This is a genomic window from Halotia branconii CENA392 (assembly GCF_029953635.1).
In the GTDB taxonomy this organism is placed as follows: Bacteria; Cyanobacteriota; Cyanobacteriia; order Cyanobacteriales; family Nostocaceae; genus Halotia; species Halotia branconii.
Genome location: NZ_CP124543.1, coordinates 1,165,558 through 1,180,583, shown reverse-complemented (window position 1 = coordinate 1,180,583; position 15,026 = coordinate 1,165,558). Strand labels below are relative to the sequence as shown.

General features: G+C 40.6%; 12 protein-coding genes. 7 read left to right on the top strand and 5 right to left on the bottom strand.

Annotated elements, in window-relative coordinates; genetic code table 11:
* The first annotated feature begins 562 nt into the window (after positions 1–562).
* Positions 563–1,252 carry a Ycf66 family protein gene (locus QI031_RS05335; protein WP_281484170.1) on the top strand — a complete coding sequence of 230 codons (690 nt, stop codon included), beginning with the start codon at positions 563–565 and terminating at the stop codon, positions 1,250–1,252.
* 213 nt (positions 1,253–1,465) lie between these two features.
* The gene (locus QI031_RS05330; protein ID WP_281484169.1) at positions 1,466–1,789 is read left to right on the top strand and encodes a hypothetical protein; all 324 of its coding nucleotides are present in this window, start codon (positions 1,466–1,468) and stop codon (positions 1,787–1,789) included.
* Between the two features lie 547 nt (positions 1,790–2,336).
* Here QI031_RS05330 and QI031_RS05325 read toward each other — a convergent pair.
* Entirely contained in the window at positions 2,337–3,401 is a 1,065-nt protein-coding gene (locus tag QI031_RS05325; RefSeq protein ID WP_281484168.1) for a potassium channel family protein, read from the bottom strand.
* A gap of 153 nt (positions 3,402–3,554) precedes the next feature.
* Between QI031_RS05325 and QI031_RS05320 the strand changes: the two genes are divergently transcribed.
* From QI031_RS05320 to QI031_RS05310, 3 genes are all read left to right on the top strand, one after another.
* A complete protein-coding gene (locus QI031_RS05320; protein WP_281484167.1) occupies positions 3,555–4,838 on the top strand; it encodes an aspartate aminotransferase family protein in 1,284 nt (427 codons plus the stop codon).
* Positions 4,839–5,525: 687 nt separating this feature from the next.
* On the top strand, positions 5,526–6,329 hold the full coding sequence (locus QI031_RS05315; protein ID WP_281484166.1) for a GNAT family N-acetyltransferase: 804 nt from the start codon (positions 5,526–5,528) through the stop codon (positions 6,327–6,329).
* A 57-nt stretch (positions 6,330–6,386) separates the two neighbouring features.
* Positions 6,387–8,018 (top strand): glycosyltransferase family 39 protein, encoded by a 1,632-nt coding sequence (locus tag QI031_RS05310; RefSeq protein WP_281484165.1) that lies wholly within the window; start codon positions 6,387–6,389, stop codon positions 8,016–8,018.
* Positions 8,019–8,158: 140 nt separating this feature from the next.
* Here the strand turns inward: QI031_RS05310 and tmk are convergent, their stop codons facing one another.
* Complete coding sequence (gene tmk / locus QI031_RS05305; RefSeq protein ID WP_281484164.1) at positions 8,159–8,782, bottom strand: dTMP kinase; 624 nt, start codon at positions 8,780–8,782, stop codon at positions 8,159–8,161.
* Between the two features lie 286 nt (positions 8,783–9,068).
* Here tmk and QI031_RS05300 point away from each other — a divergent pair, with 286 nt between their 5' ends.
* On the top strand, positions 9,069–9,893 hold the full coding sequence (locus tag QI031_RS05300; protein ID WP_281484163.1) for an alpha/beta fold hydrolase: 825 nt from the start codon (positions 9,069–9,071) through the stop codon (positions 9,891–9,893).
* 103 nt (positions 9,894–9,996) lie between these two features.
* Positions 9,997–10,281, top strand: coding sequence for a glutaredoxin family protein (locus QI031_RS05295; protein ID WP_281484162.1), 285 nt, complete (start codon positions 9,997–9,999; stop codon positions 10,279–10,281).
* Positions 10,282–10,631: 350 nt separating this feature from the next.
* Here QI031_RS05295 and QI031_RS05290 read toward each other — a convergent pair whose 3' ends face one another.
* The 3 genes from QI031_RS05290 to modA form a co-directional block, all read right to left on the bottom strand.
* Positions 10,632–11,156: a L,D-transpeptidase gene (locus QI031_RS05290; RefSeq protein ID WP_281484161.1), complete on the bottom strand. Its 525-nt coding sequence runs from the start codon at positions 11,154–11,156 to the stop codon at positions 10,632–10,634.
* A 705-nt stretch (positions 11,157–11,861) separates the two neighbouring features.
* Complete coding sequence (gene modB, locus QI031_RS05285; RefSeq protein WP_281484160.1) at positions 11,862–13,742, bottom strand: molybdate ABC transporter permease subunit; 1,881 nt, start codon at positions 13,740–13,742, stop codon at positions 11,862–11,864.
* 79 nt (positions 13,743–13,821) lie between these two features.
* The gene (gene modA, locus QI031_RS05280) at positions 13,822–14,652 is read right to left on the bottom strand and encodes a molybdate ABC transporter substrate-binding protein (RefSeq protein ID WP_281484159.1); all 831 of its coding nucleotides are present in this window, start codon (positions 14,650–14,652) and stop codon (positions 13,822–13,824) included.
* Positions 14,653–15,026: the final 374 nt, after the last annotated feature.

Here is a 15,026-nt window from a genome sequence, read left to right as displayed (position 1 = left end):
TTTTCGCTTCTCTCCTAAAGAAGACCTTAAGAGTTAATATAAATGACAAAAATCCACAATTAACACGGGGAATTAATTTTAATTTGTATCTAAATCAACAATTAACTGGCAAAATTTGCAAAATTGGAATAGTCAAAGGGAATTAGGGACTAGGGGTTAGGGGCTAGGGTCTAGGGGCTAGGGACTAGTAATCAACTAACCCAAAAAAAATAACAGTTGAAGGCAAAAAGAGTAGGGGAGGCAGGAGAAGAAAAAAACTTAATTTTCTGACCATAACCCCGTAGAGTTTATTTGGTGGACTACTAGGGACTAGAATCTTCTTGTAAAACCCTAACACCTAGGGCGTGTTTTCAAACTCGAACTGTAAATTGGGTTGACGTAAGGAAACCCAACAAAGCAACGTCAATGTTGGGTTGCGCTATGCTTAACCCAACCTACTATAAGTTCTATTTTGGGTTTGAAAACAGTCTCTAACCCTTAGCCCTTAGCCCCTAACCTCTAACCCCTAACCCCTAGCCCCTAGCCCCTAATCAAAAAGACGCAGTTAAGGAGTAACCAAAAAATGCTGGCATTTGTTCTAGCTTTTGTGGTCGGACTTGGTAGTTTAGCCATTTACATAGCAGCTTTCTTTTTTCCCGAAATCCACCGCAAGAATGATTTTGTTTGGAGTGGTGTAGGGCTATTTTACGCCTTAGTATTATGGATTTTTGCACCACGCATTTCTGGAGGTTTGCTTTTAGGTCATGTAGCTAGTGTGGCGCTTTTAGTTTGGTTTGGCTGGCAAACTCTTTCATTACGTCGCCAATTGACCCCACAGGCACAACAAACCCAAGTACCCAGTTCTGAGACGGTGAAAACTGGTATTCAGCAGCAAGCAACTAAGTTGTCCATTCCAGAACGGCTGACTCAATGGCAAAAGGGTCTAAGTAGCACCTTCGGTGGTGTGAAAGACAAGGTACAAAAGCAACCAACTTCTAAACCGGAAGATATTACCTCTGTATTAGCAGAGCAGCCTGCTGTTGAGATTATCGACGAAACCACTGCCACACCAGAACAATCGATAGAAGAGGATATCGCTATTAGCGAAACCGAATCTCTAACCGAGAGCTTGCCAAAAGTAACTCCACCAAACCCTCCATCTCCTGAATCGGTGTCAGCCGCACAACCTCATGCTGAGGAGAAAGAACCAATTCCCGCAGAAGAAATTGCTCCAGATGCTTCACTTGCTCCTCCAGCAGAAGGATCAAACTAAGTTAGTTAGTTAAATTGATTGAAACCCAGCGTTTCATAACACGATGTTGGGATTCAATCAAACTATCTTAATGTTTTGCCACAAATTGGCTAAAAAACCTAGATCAACTGGCTAATATTAAGCGATATTACAAACCTTGCAAAAATATTTAGAAATTGTCTGAAAGCCACATACGGCTTTAACGTAGAACCTATAAGGAGAGACTTGAGGCAAATGAACAAGAGTAATAATCAAAACTATCAGTTTGTCTGCACCCTGACCTTTGGCGATATTTATGGTCAAATAATTGTTTGGTTAATCACAATCACTATCAGTTTGGCCTCAGCCTTGGCATTGATGGGTGCAAGACGACCAGTATATGCCTTAGCAACGGTAGGTCTCGTCGTTTTGCTATCACTGCCTTTTTTGCTGTTTGCATTTGTCACTACATTGTTAAATCATATTGAATTAACGGCTGTAGACCCAGGAACCAAAACTGAAACCGAACCTATACCCGGTAATGTTTCTCAACAAAAACCTGTGCAGGCTAGTAGTTAGGGACTTCAAACTAAAAAAATATCCCATCGCTGTGTAGGCAGGGGGCAGGTGAGCCAGCCCGCAGAAAGTTGTTTCAACAAAGAGAAGTCAGCGCGGTCATGGGGAGGCAGTCCGCCCTTGCGGGTTTCCAAGGCACTCCGCCCTTGCGGTTTCCCGACTTGTAGTAAGTGCCGACGACTTGTAGAAAGTGCCGGCGACTTGTAGGAACTGCCGTGGTTTCCATGCCACTTGCGGGACTCGGGGGAAACCCCCGCAACGCAGTGGCTCCCTAGGAGCGACTGGTGTTGGACTGGCGAACCCGAAAGAGGGCAAGTGGAGAAAGAAAAATATTATCTGAAAAAATTGGATAATTTATTTTCTGGAAGTCTCTTAAAGAGTTAGGAGTTGAGGAGTAAAAATACATCAATCACTTTCTCTACTGCCTAAATCTTAATTTTTAAGTTTTTACCTAATTTGTAATAATATCCCTGTGTATAATACAGGGAATTTTTTTGTAAAGGCGATCGCATCGTTTCTATACCTGTAAGTTTAAAATTGATACATTTGGTCAGCTACTTTTAGGTTTACGCAATTTTTGAGAACGAATTGGTCCTAGAATTTGATTGAGACTACGCAGTTGTTCAGCTGTACCCATACAAATTAAAGTATCTCCTGGCATCAAAACCGTTTCACCAGTGGGGCCGCCAATCAAGTTGCCGTCAATGCGACGAATAGCTAAAATCAATCCTCCGGTTTGCGATCGCAGTTTGGCTTTTTGCAAAGTTTGACCTACAAAGGGACAAAAAGCCGGGTCAAGTAAAAATTCTTCCATATATAACTGACGGTCTGCACCTGTGAGAATCCCATCTACAAAATCCATGACTTGGGGTCTGAGGGCAGCCGCAGCCATTCTTTTGCCACCAGTAATATAAGGTGAAATTACTGCATCTGCACCGCCGCGCTGTAACTTTTGCAGAGCTTCTTCTGTACTGGCACGAGCGATCGCCCGGATTGCCGGATTCAGAGTTTTTGCTGATAAAACTGTATATAAATTTTCTGCATCCGAAGGTAATGCGGCAACAATACAAATTGCTCGTTCAATGCCAACTCTTAAAAGTGTGTCATCAAGAGTGGCATCACCTTGATATGCCATATAACCTTCTCCTTGGGCTTTTTGTACAGACTCCACCTCAGAATCTATGACTACAAAAGGTACACCTTCTGCCCAAAACTCTTTGGCAATCTGACGACCAGTCCGACTAAATCCACAGATAATGTAATGTTCTAATAGAGATTCCATTAACCGCCTCTGTTGCCGTAGTCGAATACCTTCTTGAAAGTAGCCTTGAATCACTGCTTCTGTAAATCTATTGACAATGTAACCAATATTGACTACACCTAATAAAATCAAAGCAATAGTAAACAACCGTCCTCGGCTACCCAATGGATGGGTCTCACCATATCCTACAGTCGCTAAGGTGATGACAGTCATGTAGGCTGCGTCTTCCCATGACCAATTTTCTACAAATCGATACCATAAAGTACCAATTAGGAAAACACCGCCAAGGGCGATCGTCCCGATTGTTAACTCTTTTTGAATGAGTTTGTATTTCTTCTCAAGTGTTGAATACAAGGTTTTTTCTCACCATTGCCATTCGTTTGAGGATATTTAAGCGTTAATCTATAGAGTAAAGTTATGCACCGAGAAAAATAAAAAGAAATTTTGAGAAATTTCTAGCAAACTAGTATGTAAGTATACGATGAAAATTTTTCAGGAGGCGCGGTAGTGAGCATAGAAACTCTAATTGAGCAAGCCACCATCCCCCCAGAGTCAGGCTTTGTGTCATCTAACCCTTTTGACGCTGATAGCTTTGATGTAGCTGTCATGTCAACTTATGCCCGTTTTCCCTTAGCCTTAGAACGAGGTGCTGGATGCCGGGTTTGGGATACACAGGGTCGAGAATACCTGGACTTTGTAGCGGGAATTGCTACTTGTACTTTAGGACACGCCCACCCAGCGATGGTAGAAGCGGTGACACGCCAAATCCGCAAGCTGCATCACGTTTCTAATTTGTACTACATTCCCGAACAAGGTGAATTAGCCCAATGGCTGATTCAAAATTCCTGTGCCGATCGCGTCTTTTTTTGTAACTCCGGTGCTGAAGCGAATGAAGCCGCTATTAAATTGGCAAGAAAATACGCCCACACAGTTCTAGACATTGAAAAGCCTATAATCATCACAGCTAATGCCAGTTTCCACGGTCGGACTTTGGCAACAATTACAGCTACAGCCCAACCGAAGTATCAAAAATACTTTGATCCCCTAGTTCCAGGTTTCCACTACGTACCTTACAATGATATTAATGCTGTAGAAGCAGCAATTAGCGAGTTGGATGAAGGTGATTACCGCGTAGCAGCAATTTTAATAGAGCCATTGCAAGGAGAAGGCGGTGTGCGTCCTGGAGATGTTGCCTACTTCCAAAAACTGCGAGAAATTTGTGACGAAACTGGTATTTTGTTGATTTTCGATGAAGTGCAAGTGGGGATGGGACGCAGTGGTAAGTTATGGGGATATGAACATCTTGGTGTTGAACCAGATATTTTTACCAGCGCTAAGGGTTTAGGCGGTGGTATTCCCATTGGGGCGATGATGAGCAAAAAATTCTGCGATGTCTTTCAACCAGGGGAACACGCTAGTACTTTTGGCGGCAATCCCTTTGTTTGTGGAGTTGCTTTGAGCGTTTGTCAAACATTAGAACGAGAAAACCTTTTACAGAACGTGGAAGCACGGGGCGAACAGTTGCGATCTGGGCTAAAAGCGATCGCCGCCAAATATCCCAATTACATTTCTGAAGTTCGGGGTTGGGGTTTAATCAATGGGATGGAGTTGCAAGCAGATATTGCTCTGACTGCACCTGAAATTGTCAAAGCTGCGATAGATAAGGGTTTATTGCTTGTACCAGCAGGGCCAAAAGTCGTCCGGTTTGTACCGCCACTGATTGTTACAGAAAAAGAAGTGGACATGGCATTGCAAGCCGTTGAACAGGCGATCGCAACTGTCACAGCTTAGTTTTGTTATTAAAAACGGTTAAGCTCATCCCACCCCTAAAAGGGGATAGGATTTCGTGTCAGTGGTCAGATGCGTAGGTTGGGTTGAACACAGTGAAACCCAACAAAATCGAGGTTTTTGGCGTTGGGTTTCCTTACGTCAACCCAACCTACATACTAATACCATTTCACGAAAAATCTGATACAGATCCAAACTCTGAAAGCTTTGGTACATCTAGGTTTTTCAATTGCGAATTGCGAATTGTGAATTGGTATAAGGCGGTGGTTTTTTATCGAGATTAATAAAGTTGGTAATTGTTAGTTTTCGCTGACTAAAATTGACAGAAAAATAGATATGTGCATTGAGTCAATTCTGTATCTTATTGCCAGATTTTTCTATAATTCAAGCTCATAATAAGAACACCATCCCCTATTTACCCCTAACTGCAAATCTCTTTTACCAGGAAATGCCAAAGTTCTCTTCTTTTCAGGATTATTTTAGGGGCTGGAGAACGATTACTACTGCTTTGGGGAAAGATTTTGCGGGAATTGTCGGTAATCAATCGACATGTTACCAAACCATGATTTATATTAAATCATCTTTCCGTAAATCTGGTCTCTAAAACTGCACAAATAACGTTTTCACACGTTACATGCAGCGTGTAAATCTTAGTAGGATATCTTCGCACATCTTAAAGTTGGAAGACAGATGGAAATTTCTTACCGCAACATCAATTACCCACTTAGTCCTCCTTCTATTTTGACAGACTTTCCTGTCCTTGAAACTGACAAATACATCCTACAACTTGCCTCTAATGAAGAAGAATTAGACTCAATTTTTCGTTTAAGGTTTGAAGTTTTTAATCTAGAGTTAGGCTTGGGATTTTCTACTTCTAGCTTTAACCAGATGGATCAAGATCAGTTTGATGCTGTCTGCGATCATTTAATGCTCATTTGCAAACATACTGGCCAAACAATTGGAACCTATCGGATGCAAACTTATACAATGGCTATGCAAGGGCTGGGTTTTGATGCTGCTGACATATTTAATTTAGAGGAAATTCCTGATTCTGTACTACAAGCATCTGTAGAAGTTGGACGTGCATGTATAGCTAAAGAATATCGCAACATTCAGACGCTTTTATTACTTTGGGAAGGATTAGCAAATTATCTTATCTGGAGTCAAAAGAAATATTTTTTTGGTTGTGCATCCTTACTCACTCAATGCGCCAAAGAAGCTACTTGTGCTTATCTCTACTTCCAGCAAAATAACTTGATGCATTCGAGTATTTTAGTTAATCCCAACTTACAATATTATCTAGAAACTTCTTCAGAAAGTTTGGATACATGTCATGTAGAAATTCCTAATATTTTGCAGGCATATTTAAATATTGGAGCTAAAATATGTAGCTTACCAGCAATTGATCGCCAATTCAAAACCATTGATTTTTTAACTATGTCTAATATAGAAGATTTTACTAGGTGGCATTCTCCAGGTTGTGAGAAAAAGTAGATAAATACTTAGATTTTTATTTAATTAAAACGTATTAAATTTTACCTATAATAGGTTATGCGGCATCTTACTCTTGTTCCGAGTTGGTTGCGATTTTTAATGATTTTTTTGTTGATGATGGGTACATTGTTTCGCTTTGTTAATCTTGATAGCAAAGTTTACTCACACGATGAAATTTATACCTCATTGAGAATTTATGGTTATACAGCCAATGAAGTTAAACGAGAAATATTTGATGGTCAGGTAATTAGTCAAGATAACTTTAAAAAATTTCAAAGTCCTAATTTAAAAACAGGCATCAATGATACTATTATGTCTTTGATAAAAGAAGACTCGCAACATCCGCCACTTTATTACTTGATAGCTAGATTTTGGGTAAAAACTTTTGGTAGTTCAGTATCAGCAATTAGAAGTTTGTCTGCCTTGATTAGTTTGTTAGTTTTTCCTGCTACTTATTGGCTATGTCGAGAATTATTCAATGTGCCGTTATCGATGCCTACCGTAGCGATCGCACTGATGTCAATTTCCCCTATGCAAATAATTTATGCCCAAGAAGCACGAGAATATATTCTTTGGTTCGTCACTATAATTTTATGCAGTGCTGCACTGTTACGAGCAGTTTGTATAGACTTCAAAGAGCAAAACGAGTTAGAACAACAGCAAAAATTACCAGACCGCTTTGCTCTTTGGGGAATTTATGCAATAACTTTAATATTGAGTCTTTATACATCTTTGTGGACTGTATTTGTCGCATTTGCTCATGGAATTTATATATTAACAACAGCAAAATTTCAACTAAATGAGACTGTCAGAGCTTATTTGTTAGCATCAGTGGTAGGGTTTTTAGCCTTCATGCCTTGGATCACAATTGTGACGGCTGATTTTTTTCAATTTTTAATTTCAGCAGATGTCAAGGCAGTGCAGGTATCACAAACGCCTTTAATTCCATTTTGGCTGATGCAGGTTAGCCGCATTTTTTTTGATTTAGGCTTAAAATTAGACAATCTTTGGATATATTTAATTTCGCCAGTTTTTGTAAGTTTGGTGGGATATGCTGTTTATTCTCTTTGCCTAAGAACAAATTACAAAATCTGGTTGTTTGTTGTGGCATTAATTATAATACCAGCCTTACCTTTAATATTGCCTGATATAATTTCTGGGGATATACGTTTAAATTCTGAACCATATTTGATGCCATCTTATCTAGGTATTCAAATAGCTGTTGCTTATTTACTAGCTACACAACTGTATAATGGCAACTTATTACGCCGAAGCATTTGGCACATGATCCTGCTATTAATAGTTATTTGTGGATTAGTTTCTTGTAGAGTCAGTTATCAAGCAGAAACTTGGTGGAGTAAGGGAGTTAGTTATGGTAATCCACAAGTTGCAAAGATGATCAATCAATCAAAACGACCACTTTTGATCACTAATTCTGTAGGTATTAATTTTGGAAATGTCTTTTCTTTGAGTTATCTTACACAGCCAAAAGTGCGATTTCAATTGATGCAAAATCAAAACATTCCTCAGATTCCTGATGGATTCAGTGATATTTTTCTCTTGAATCCTGCCGATAATTGGCGTAGGCAAATAGCAAACAAGTATCAGTCCCAGACAAATATTGTTTACCAAGATGAATATTACTCGCTTTGGAAGTTAGTTAAGCCTCGTGCTTCACGCCAAGGTTAAGTATGAAAATGGGCATGGGGCATAGGGCATGGGGCATCCCTACCCTTCGGGAACGACTCCGTCGAACGGCTTCGCTCAGGGCAAGTGGGCATGGGGCAATCTACATTGAAGTATTTTCAAGATAGGATACAGAATACAAGCTACAGATGTACGCGCAAAATTTCCTGAATCACTTTTTGTACAGTTTCTTGATTCAAGTTGCCGTCTACTCGCACAATCCGAGATGGATAAGATGCGGCTAATTTTGCATATCCTTGTTGAACACGTTGATGAAAAGCAATTGTCTCTTGTTCGATGCGGTCTAAGCCTGTTTTGCTTCCTCTTTTACGGGCTAGTCCTACCTCGACATCGACATCTAACCAGATAGTCAGGTCACTTGCTAACCCACCAGTGGCGATGAAGTTAAGTTGGTTGATTAGATTTATGTCTAAGCCCCGCCCATAACCTTGGTAGGCAATAGTAGAGTCAGTGTAGCGATCGCATAAAATATATTTTCCTGCTGCTAAATTAGGCTTGAGTTCTTGTTCAATGTGTTGCGACCTATCAGCAGCATACAACAGTAATTCTGTCACCTCAGCAATTGGTTGATTATCTGTTTTTTCTAGCAACAAGCGACGCAGATGCAGCCCTAACTCTGTTCCCCCTGGTTCACGAGTGGCGATTACAGAGATACCTAGACTCTCTAACCATTGACCACAAAGTTGCATTTGGCTAGTTTTGCCACAGCCTTCTACCCCTTCAAATACAATTAATTTGCCAACCATGCTGTTTTTATTCAAATCTTATCGTGTATGCGATCGCTCTAGCTGTTTTTATTGTTACTCGATGTGCGTAAGTCCTAAGTTAAACCAAAATTGAAGAATTTAAAAATAGATAAGTCACCTTTGCAAGCAATCAGGTCAACCGCTTTGCAAAAGTCATTAAAATAAGACTGCTGAAATCAGCTATACATCAACTTATCGATCAGTTACCGATTACGGATACAGTTATTTTTATGGCTGGAACCAAATTATAGATTGGGAAACTCTCACAATTTACTATAAAAGTCAGATGAGCATAATTACAACTAAAGATGGTACGCAAATATATTACAAAGACTGGGGTGCAGGACAGCCTATTGTCTTCAGCCACGGCTGGCCACTAAGCGCCGATGCTTGGGAATCGCAGATGTTTTTTCTCGCCTCCCACGGCTACCGCTGCATCGCGCATGATCGTCGCGGTCATGGCCGGTCGAGCCAACCTTGGAACGGCAATGATATGGATACCTACGCCGATGATCTAGCGGAACTCTTCGAGGCGCTGGATATTAAAGATGCAGTAATGATTGGACACTCTACCGGCGGCGGTGAAGTGGCGCGCTTCATCGGCCGCCACGGCACCAAACGTGTGTCCAAGACAGTGCTAATGAGTGCAGTGCCGCCACTTATGCTCAAGACAGAGTCGAATCCGGATGGGCTACCCATTGAAGTCTTTGACGGATTTCGTGCGGCATTTTTGGCTGATCGCTCGCAGTTCTTCCTGGATGTAGCCAGTGGCCCGTTCTTTGGATTCAATCGACCTAGTGCAAAAGTCTCCCAAGGGCTAATCTATTCGTGGTGGATGCAGGGCATGATGGCTGGTCATAAGAATACCTATGACTGTATTAAGGCGTTTTCAGAAACAGATTTCACCGAGGATTTGAAAAAGTTTGATGTACCTACGTTGATTATTCATGGTGATGATGATCAAATCGTGCCGATTGGTGCTTCTGCCCCTTTATCTGCGAAGCTCGTCAAAAACTCGACTTTGAAGATTTATCCCGGCGGAGCGCACAGTCTGGGCGATACGAGCAAGGAACAGGTCAACGCCGACCTGCTGGAATTTGTTAAATCTTGATGCGGATGAACTGATGTGAGGCATCATTAAAAATCTAAATAGGTGCATTCTTGTCGGTTTGCACCTGTTTTGGATATATCTTTGACTTGTAGAAAGAGAAAAAATGCGATTGATTTTATATAGTAAACCAGGATGTCATTTGTGTGAAGGTTTACAAGAAAAGCTAGAACAAATCCAAAATCTTAATTTTGAGCTTGAAGTTCGAGATATTACGACTCGTGAAGACTGGTTGCAAGCGTATCAGTATGAAGTGCCAGTACTTTATCTATCGAACCGCCAAGATGCCAAGAGCGCCAAGTCAGAAGATTTGATTGAAATGCCTTTGCCACGTCCTTCTCCGCGTGCTAGTGTGCAGCAATTAGAGCAAATGCTGAGCAAGTATTTATAAGGAAAAGTTTCAGTTACCCTGAAAGCTCATTCCTGCCTTAAAGGATACAGCTAGCGAATCAAGGGTAAAGCCCTCTAATTTGCATCGCGGTAGTTGAGCGAAGTCGAAACTCAACTGCCGCGCTGCGCCTGTCGAAGTGTCGAAACTCAGTGCATCACTGACTACTAACACCTGACGGCGACGGGGCGATGGTTACTGAGCGGAGCCTAAGTACTATTACTGACACTCCTTGTTCGCGTCAGCGTCTCTGAAAGAGAAGAAGTGGGTAACGCGATCGCCTTTTGATAAAAGCTACAAATAGCCTTTTCTACGGTCTATTTGTAGCCAATTTAAAAGTGAAACAATATTATTTACCGATGCACTACTACTAAAGTTCCCACAGAAGACCAGTTGTATAGTTGGCGGGCTTGTTTAACTGGCAAATTCACGCAACCATGACTAACTGGAACCCCAAATCGGTTATGCCAGTACGCGCCATGAATAGCATAGCCTCTATGAAAATACATTGCATAAGGAACATCGGGAATGTCGTAACCTCTGCCCCGCATTCTGTTAGTGCGATATTTAGAATTAATCAAAAACTTTCCTCTGGGTGTAGGAGTCGAGCGCTTTCCTGTGGAAATTCGGAATGAATATACTAATCTTTTTCCTTCCCATGCACGTAAGCGCTGCTCAGACAAGTCTATTTCAATCCGGCGAGGTAAAGATGCTAGCCGAGTATCGGATATAGTAATGCTTTTGTCATTAACTGATGCACTTCTAGCTATAAAAGAACTGGGGTCAGCTGTAGTTGGTAGCGACCAAGAAGTTAGAGTCGCCATCATTAACGCTACACCTGTGCAGAAAGTTCCTGAGCAACGTATCCAACTTTGCATGTTGCATTACCTTCTATAATTTAGTTTGCTCGTTTCGACAAATGGAAAGAAATCTGAAGGTCTGCTGATTCTACAGCTATTAATCGCGTCTGTTCAAAATGCGCTACAAAAGCACATCTGCTAATAAAAAGTTGCCGATTTGAAAACTACAAATTTTCTAGAACGACTGACAATCTAGTTACACAAATGCTTCCCAAGACAAGTCCCATGCAATTATTATTTGCATTTTTTCACTTGCAGATTTGACTGTGATTAGCATTTACTCTTAATTGCTATAGCAATAGAGATTTTAACTTGGTATATCTGACCAAGAAAGTTGTGCGACTCTATTTTTTGGCATTTGCTTGTAGTTTTATGGAAGATTCTGCCGCACTTATGACATTTTTACTTGTAATTTCCAACAGGATTTGTCAGGATTTACGCTTCTTCTTTGGGGTAAATCATATTAGTCCCCTCTTCTATTTTTTATTTCAAGTTAAGTTCTTCTACTTCCGGGAAAATTTCAGCAAATCCTTCAATTGTCTGGAGTTTCAGTTATTTATAATTTCTTTTAAATTATCTTTATCTCAATATCTTACTATCTGTATGTTAACGTATTACTACGGAGAAAAAAGCCACGCATTCTGTTGAATTTATACCCCTATTCAACAACATCCATAAGATCTACTTGCGGTAGAAACTTCAGCCAGCGTCTTAGAAAAAACCTTAACTTTCCATCAAAATCAAACGTAGCGGATCTAAATGAATGTACCAAGGGAAGGGGCTATCTTTGAGATTAGTCCATTTTTCTTTATAAACTTCCACTTGTAAATCGTAATCTTCAGAGTCACCGGGAAGGTAATGTAGTTTAAGATATACAGTCACTCGATGCTGGGTTTCACTTATATCAGCAACCCAACAAGGAAAAGTATTTTCCTGATTTGGTTCGTCACAAAAGGTGAGGTGATGGGCGCGTATTCCCACATATTTTAAGGAATTAAGGATAGGTTCTACCACTTTTAAATTACAATTCCAATCTAAAGCTTTGACTTGTTGAGAATCAACAGCTTGGGTGCGAGAAATATTTTTACATTCTGTGATTTTAGCGACGACTAAGTTTGATGGTCGCTCAAAAATGTTTTCTTTAGAATCGTTGGCAACCACTTCTCCTTGTGACAGCACTAAAATATTGTTACTAACACGATAAGCTTCTTCTAGTTTATGTGTCACAAATAAAGTTATACCTTCATAGGAGGAAAGAACTTTTCTCAGCAATTTTTCAATTTGGTTACGTAGGTAAGTATCAAGTGCTGAAAGTGGTTCATCTAGTAATAATGCTTCTGGTTCAATTACCAAAGCTCTAGCGAGGGCGACTCGTTGCTGCTGTCCACCGGATATTTGATGGGGGTAACGGTTTTCTAAACTTTGCAATTGCATCATATTAATATATTGTTGCACCCGCGATCGCCGTTCGTTTTTTGGTAGTTCTTGTAGACCAAAACCAATATTCTGCGCCACAGTCATGTGAGGAAAAAGCGCATAGTTTTGAAACAAAAAACCAATGCGGCGCTGACGGCTAGGAACATTAACTTTTCGTTGGGAGTCAAACAAAACTCGTCCATTCAAAACAATACATCCCTGATTTGGCTTTTCCAATCCGGCGATACAACGCAAGGTCATACTTTTACCAGAACCAGAAGCACCTAATAATCCTAAAGTGTTTTTATCTGCGGTAAAGTTAACGTTTAATTGAAAACTTTGAAAATTCTTTTCGAGATTAACTATAAGTTCTTTGCTACACCCATTAACTTGATGTTCCAAAATTCTATTTCTTTGTCTTGATGAAGTCTGGGTATCAGCAAGCTTGATGTCTGCAAACTGAGCGAAAATGACGAAGTTGCTCAGACTTTTAATCAAATTGACACCTTTTGGTTCTCTATTTTTAGAAAGACGTTGCGATTGATCCCAATAGTTAATAGCAACAATCACAGCTAGAGAAATTGCCACCATTACCAATACCCAAATTAAAGCTTTCCGCATATTACCGGCTTCCGCAGCGAAAAAAATCGCGATCGGCATTGTTTGCGTTCTGCCTGGTATACTGCCAGCTAGCATTAAGGTAGCACCAAATTCTCCCAAAGCTCTGGCAAAAGCTAAAATTGTTCCCGCTATAACTCCTGGCCAAGCTAATGGTAAAACAATTAACCAAAAAATTTTCCACTCAGAAGTCCCTAGAGTGCGAGCGCAATTACTCAAATCACTATCGACTTGTTCAAAAGAGCTTAATACGGTTTTATACATTAAAGGAAAGGCAACTACTGTTGATGCAATAACAGTGGCCAGCCAAGAAAAGATAACAGTAATTCCTATTTGCATCAAAAAATTTCCCACCGGACTATTAATTCCAAACAACAATAGCAGCAAAAAACCCACTACTGTTGGCGGTAGAACTAAAGGAAGAGTGAAGATCCCGTCAAGGACTCCTCTGGCTTTGCCTTTGTATTCTTTCATCCAACCTGCTGCGGCAATTCCCGCAAAAAAGGCGAAGATTGTAGCGACTGAGGCAGTTTTCAGAGAAATCCATAAAGGAGATAAGTCAAATTCCATAGGAGTTATGTCTGATAATAAACGTCGAGGCTTCGCTTAACTTGCTGAAAGCCTCAACGGTTTTATAAGGGTTAGCTACTTAGTTAGCGATTTGAAAGCCATATTTTTTAAAGGCATCTGTAGCGCGATCGCTCTTTAAAAATTGAATAAACTCCTTAGCCGCCTCTGGATTTTGAGTACGTTTGATTGCTCCCACTGGGTAAACAATTGGTTTGTGAGTATTTTCTGGTGCAGTAGCTACAACTTTAACTTTGTCTGAAATTTTGGCATCTGTAGCGTAGACAATACCTGCATCAACGTTACCCAACTCTACGTAAGATAAGACTTGACGCACGTCTTTAGCAAAGACAGTCTTTGATTTGAGGCGATCGTAAATTTTCGCATTCGTCAAAACTTCTTTGGCATATCGTCCAGCAGGTACGCTTTCTGGATCTCCAATGGAAAACCTTTTAATGTTTGAACTTGTCAACTGTTGAAAGTCAGAGATATTGGGAGCATTAGCTTTGTTGGGTACAATCAAGACAACATCATTTTTTAACAGGTCTTTGCGAGTTCCTGGAAGTAAAAGGTCTTTTTTATCTAACTCATCCATAAATTTCTCGTTCGCTGATATGAAAATATCCGCTGGTGCGCCCTGTTGAATCTGTTGAGCCAAAGTACCTGAACTACCAAAATTATAGGTAATTTTAGTGTTTGAGTGTTCTTGTTGATAAGCTTGTCCGACTGCTTTCATCGCATCTTGCATACTGGCAGCAGCTGATACCGTTAACTGTGCAGCTTGTGACTGTGTATTTGGCGACTGTGTAGCTTGATTGGCAGGAGTATTTGATGTAAGTTGACTGCAACCAACAACTGCTAAAAATGAAATAGATATCCAAGTAATTAAGGCAAAAAAACGTCTTCTCTTCATTTATATTTAACGGTGGGATACAACGACTGAGACACAAGAGAAAAGAATGCTGTCCTTTTGTGATTGGACTTTTAAACTTTCCTAAATAATGCCTTTGATTAAGCTCATCCCACTCCTAAAAGGGGATGGGATTTCGTGTCAGTGGTGAGGCAGCGCTGCAGGAGGGTTTCCCTCCGTAGGCGACTGCGAACCCGAAGGGTCAGTAGTCAGTAGTTAGTTGGTTTTGCTACTGACCACTGACTACTGACACAGGACAGTGGCGGGGCGGCTATCCCGGACACTCCTTGAAAAAATGGGTTTCCTGCCGCTTTCGGTGATTGATTGAAATCTCAGCCGATTATACCGTTTTACCTATTATTTTGGTAGAAATGTCT

Bases quoted from the DNA above. Each gene is read 5' to 3' on its own strand.
- QI031_RS05335 (WP_281484170.1), top strand. From the start codon at position 563: ATGCTGGCATTTGTTCTAGCTTTTGTGGTCGGACTTGGTAGTTTAGCC.
- QI031_RS05330 (WP_281484169.1), top strand. From the start codon at position 1,466: ATGAACAAGAGTAATAATCAAAACTATCAGTTTGTCTGCACCCTGACC.
- QI031_RS05315 (WP_281484166.1), top strand. From the start codon at position 5,526: ATGGAAATTTCTTACCGCAACATCAATTACCCACTTAGTCCTCCTTCT.
- QI031_RS05310 (WP_281484165.1), top strand. From the start codon at position 6,387: ATGCGGCATCTTACTCTTGTTCCGAGTTGGTTGCGATTTTTAATGATT.
- tmk (WP_281484164.1), bottom strand. From the start codon at position 8,782: ATGGTTGGCAAATTAATTGTATTTGAAGGGGTAGAAGGCTGTGGCAAA.
- QI031_RS05300 (WP_281484163.1), top strand. From the start codon at position 9,069: ATGAGCATAATTACAACTAAAGATGGTACGCAAATATATTACAAAGAC.
- QI031_RS05295 (WP_281484162.1), top strand. From the start codon at position 9,997: ATGCGATTGATTTTATATAGTAAACCAGGATGTCATTTGTGTGAAGGT.
- QI031_RS05290 (WP_281484161.1), bottom strand. From the start codon at position 11,156: ATGCAAAGTTGGATACGTTGCTCAGGAACTTTCTGCACAGGTGTAGCG.
- modB (WP_281484160.1), bottom strand. From the start codon at position 13,742: ATGGAATTTGACTTATCTCCTTTATGGATTTCTCTGAAAACTGCCTCA.
- modA (WP_281484159.1), bottom strand. From the start codon at position 14,652: ATGAAGAGAAGACGTTTTTTTGCCTTAATTACTTGGATATCTATTTCA.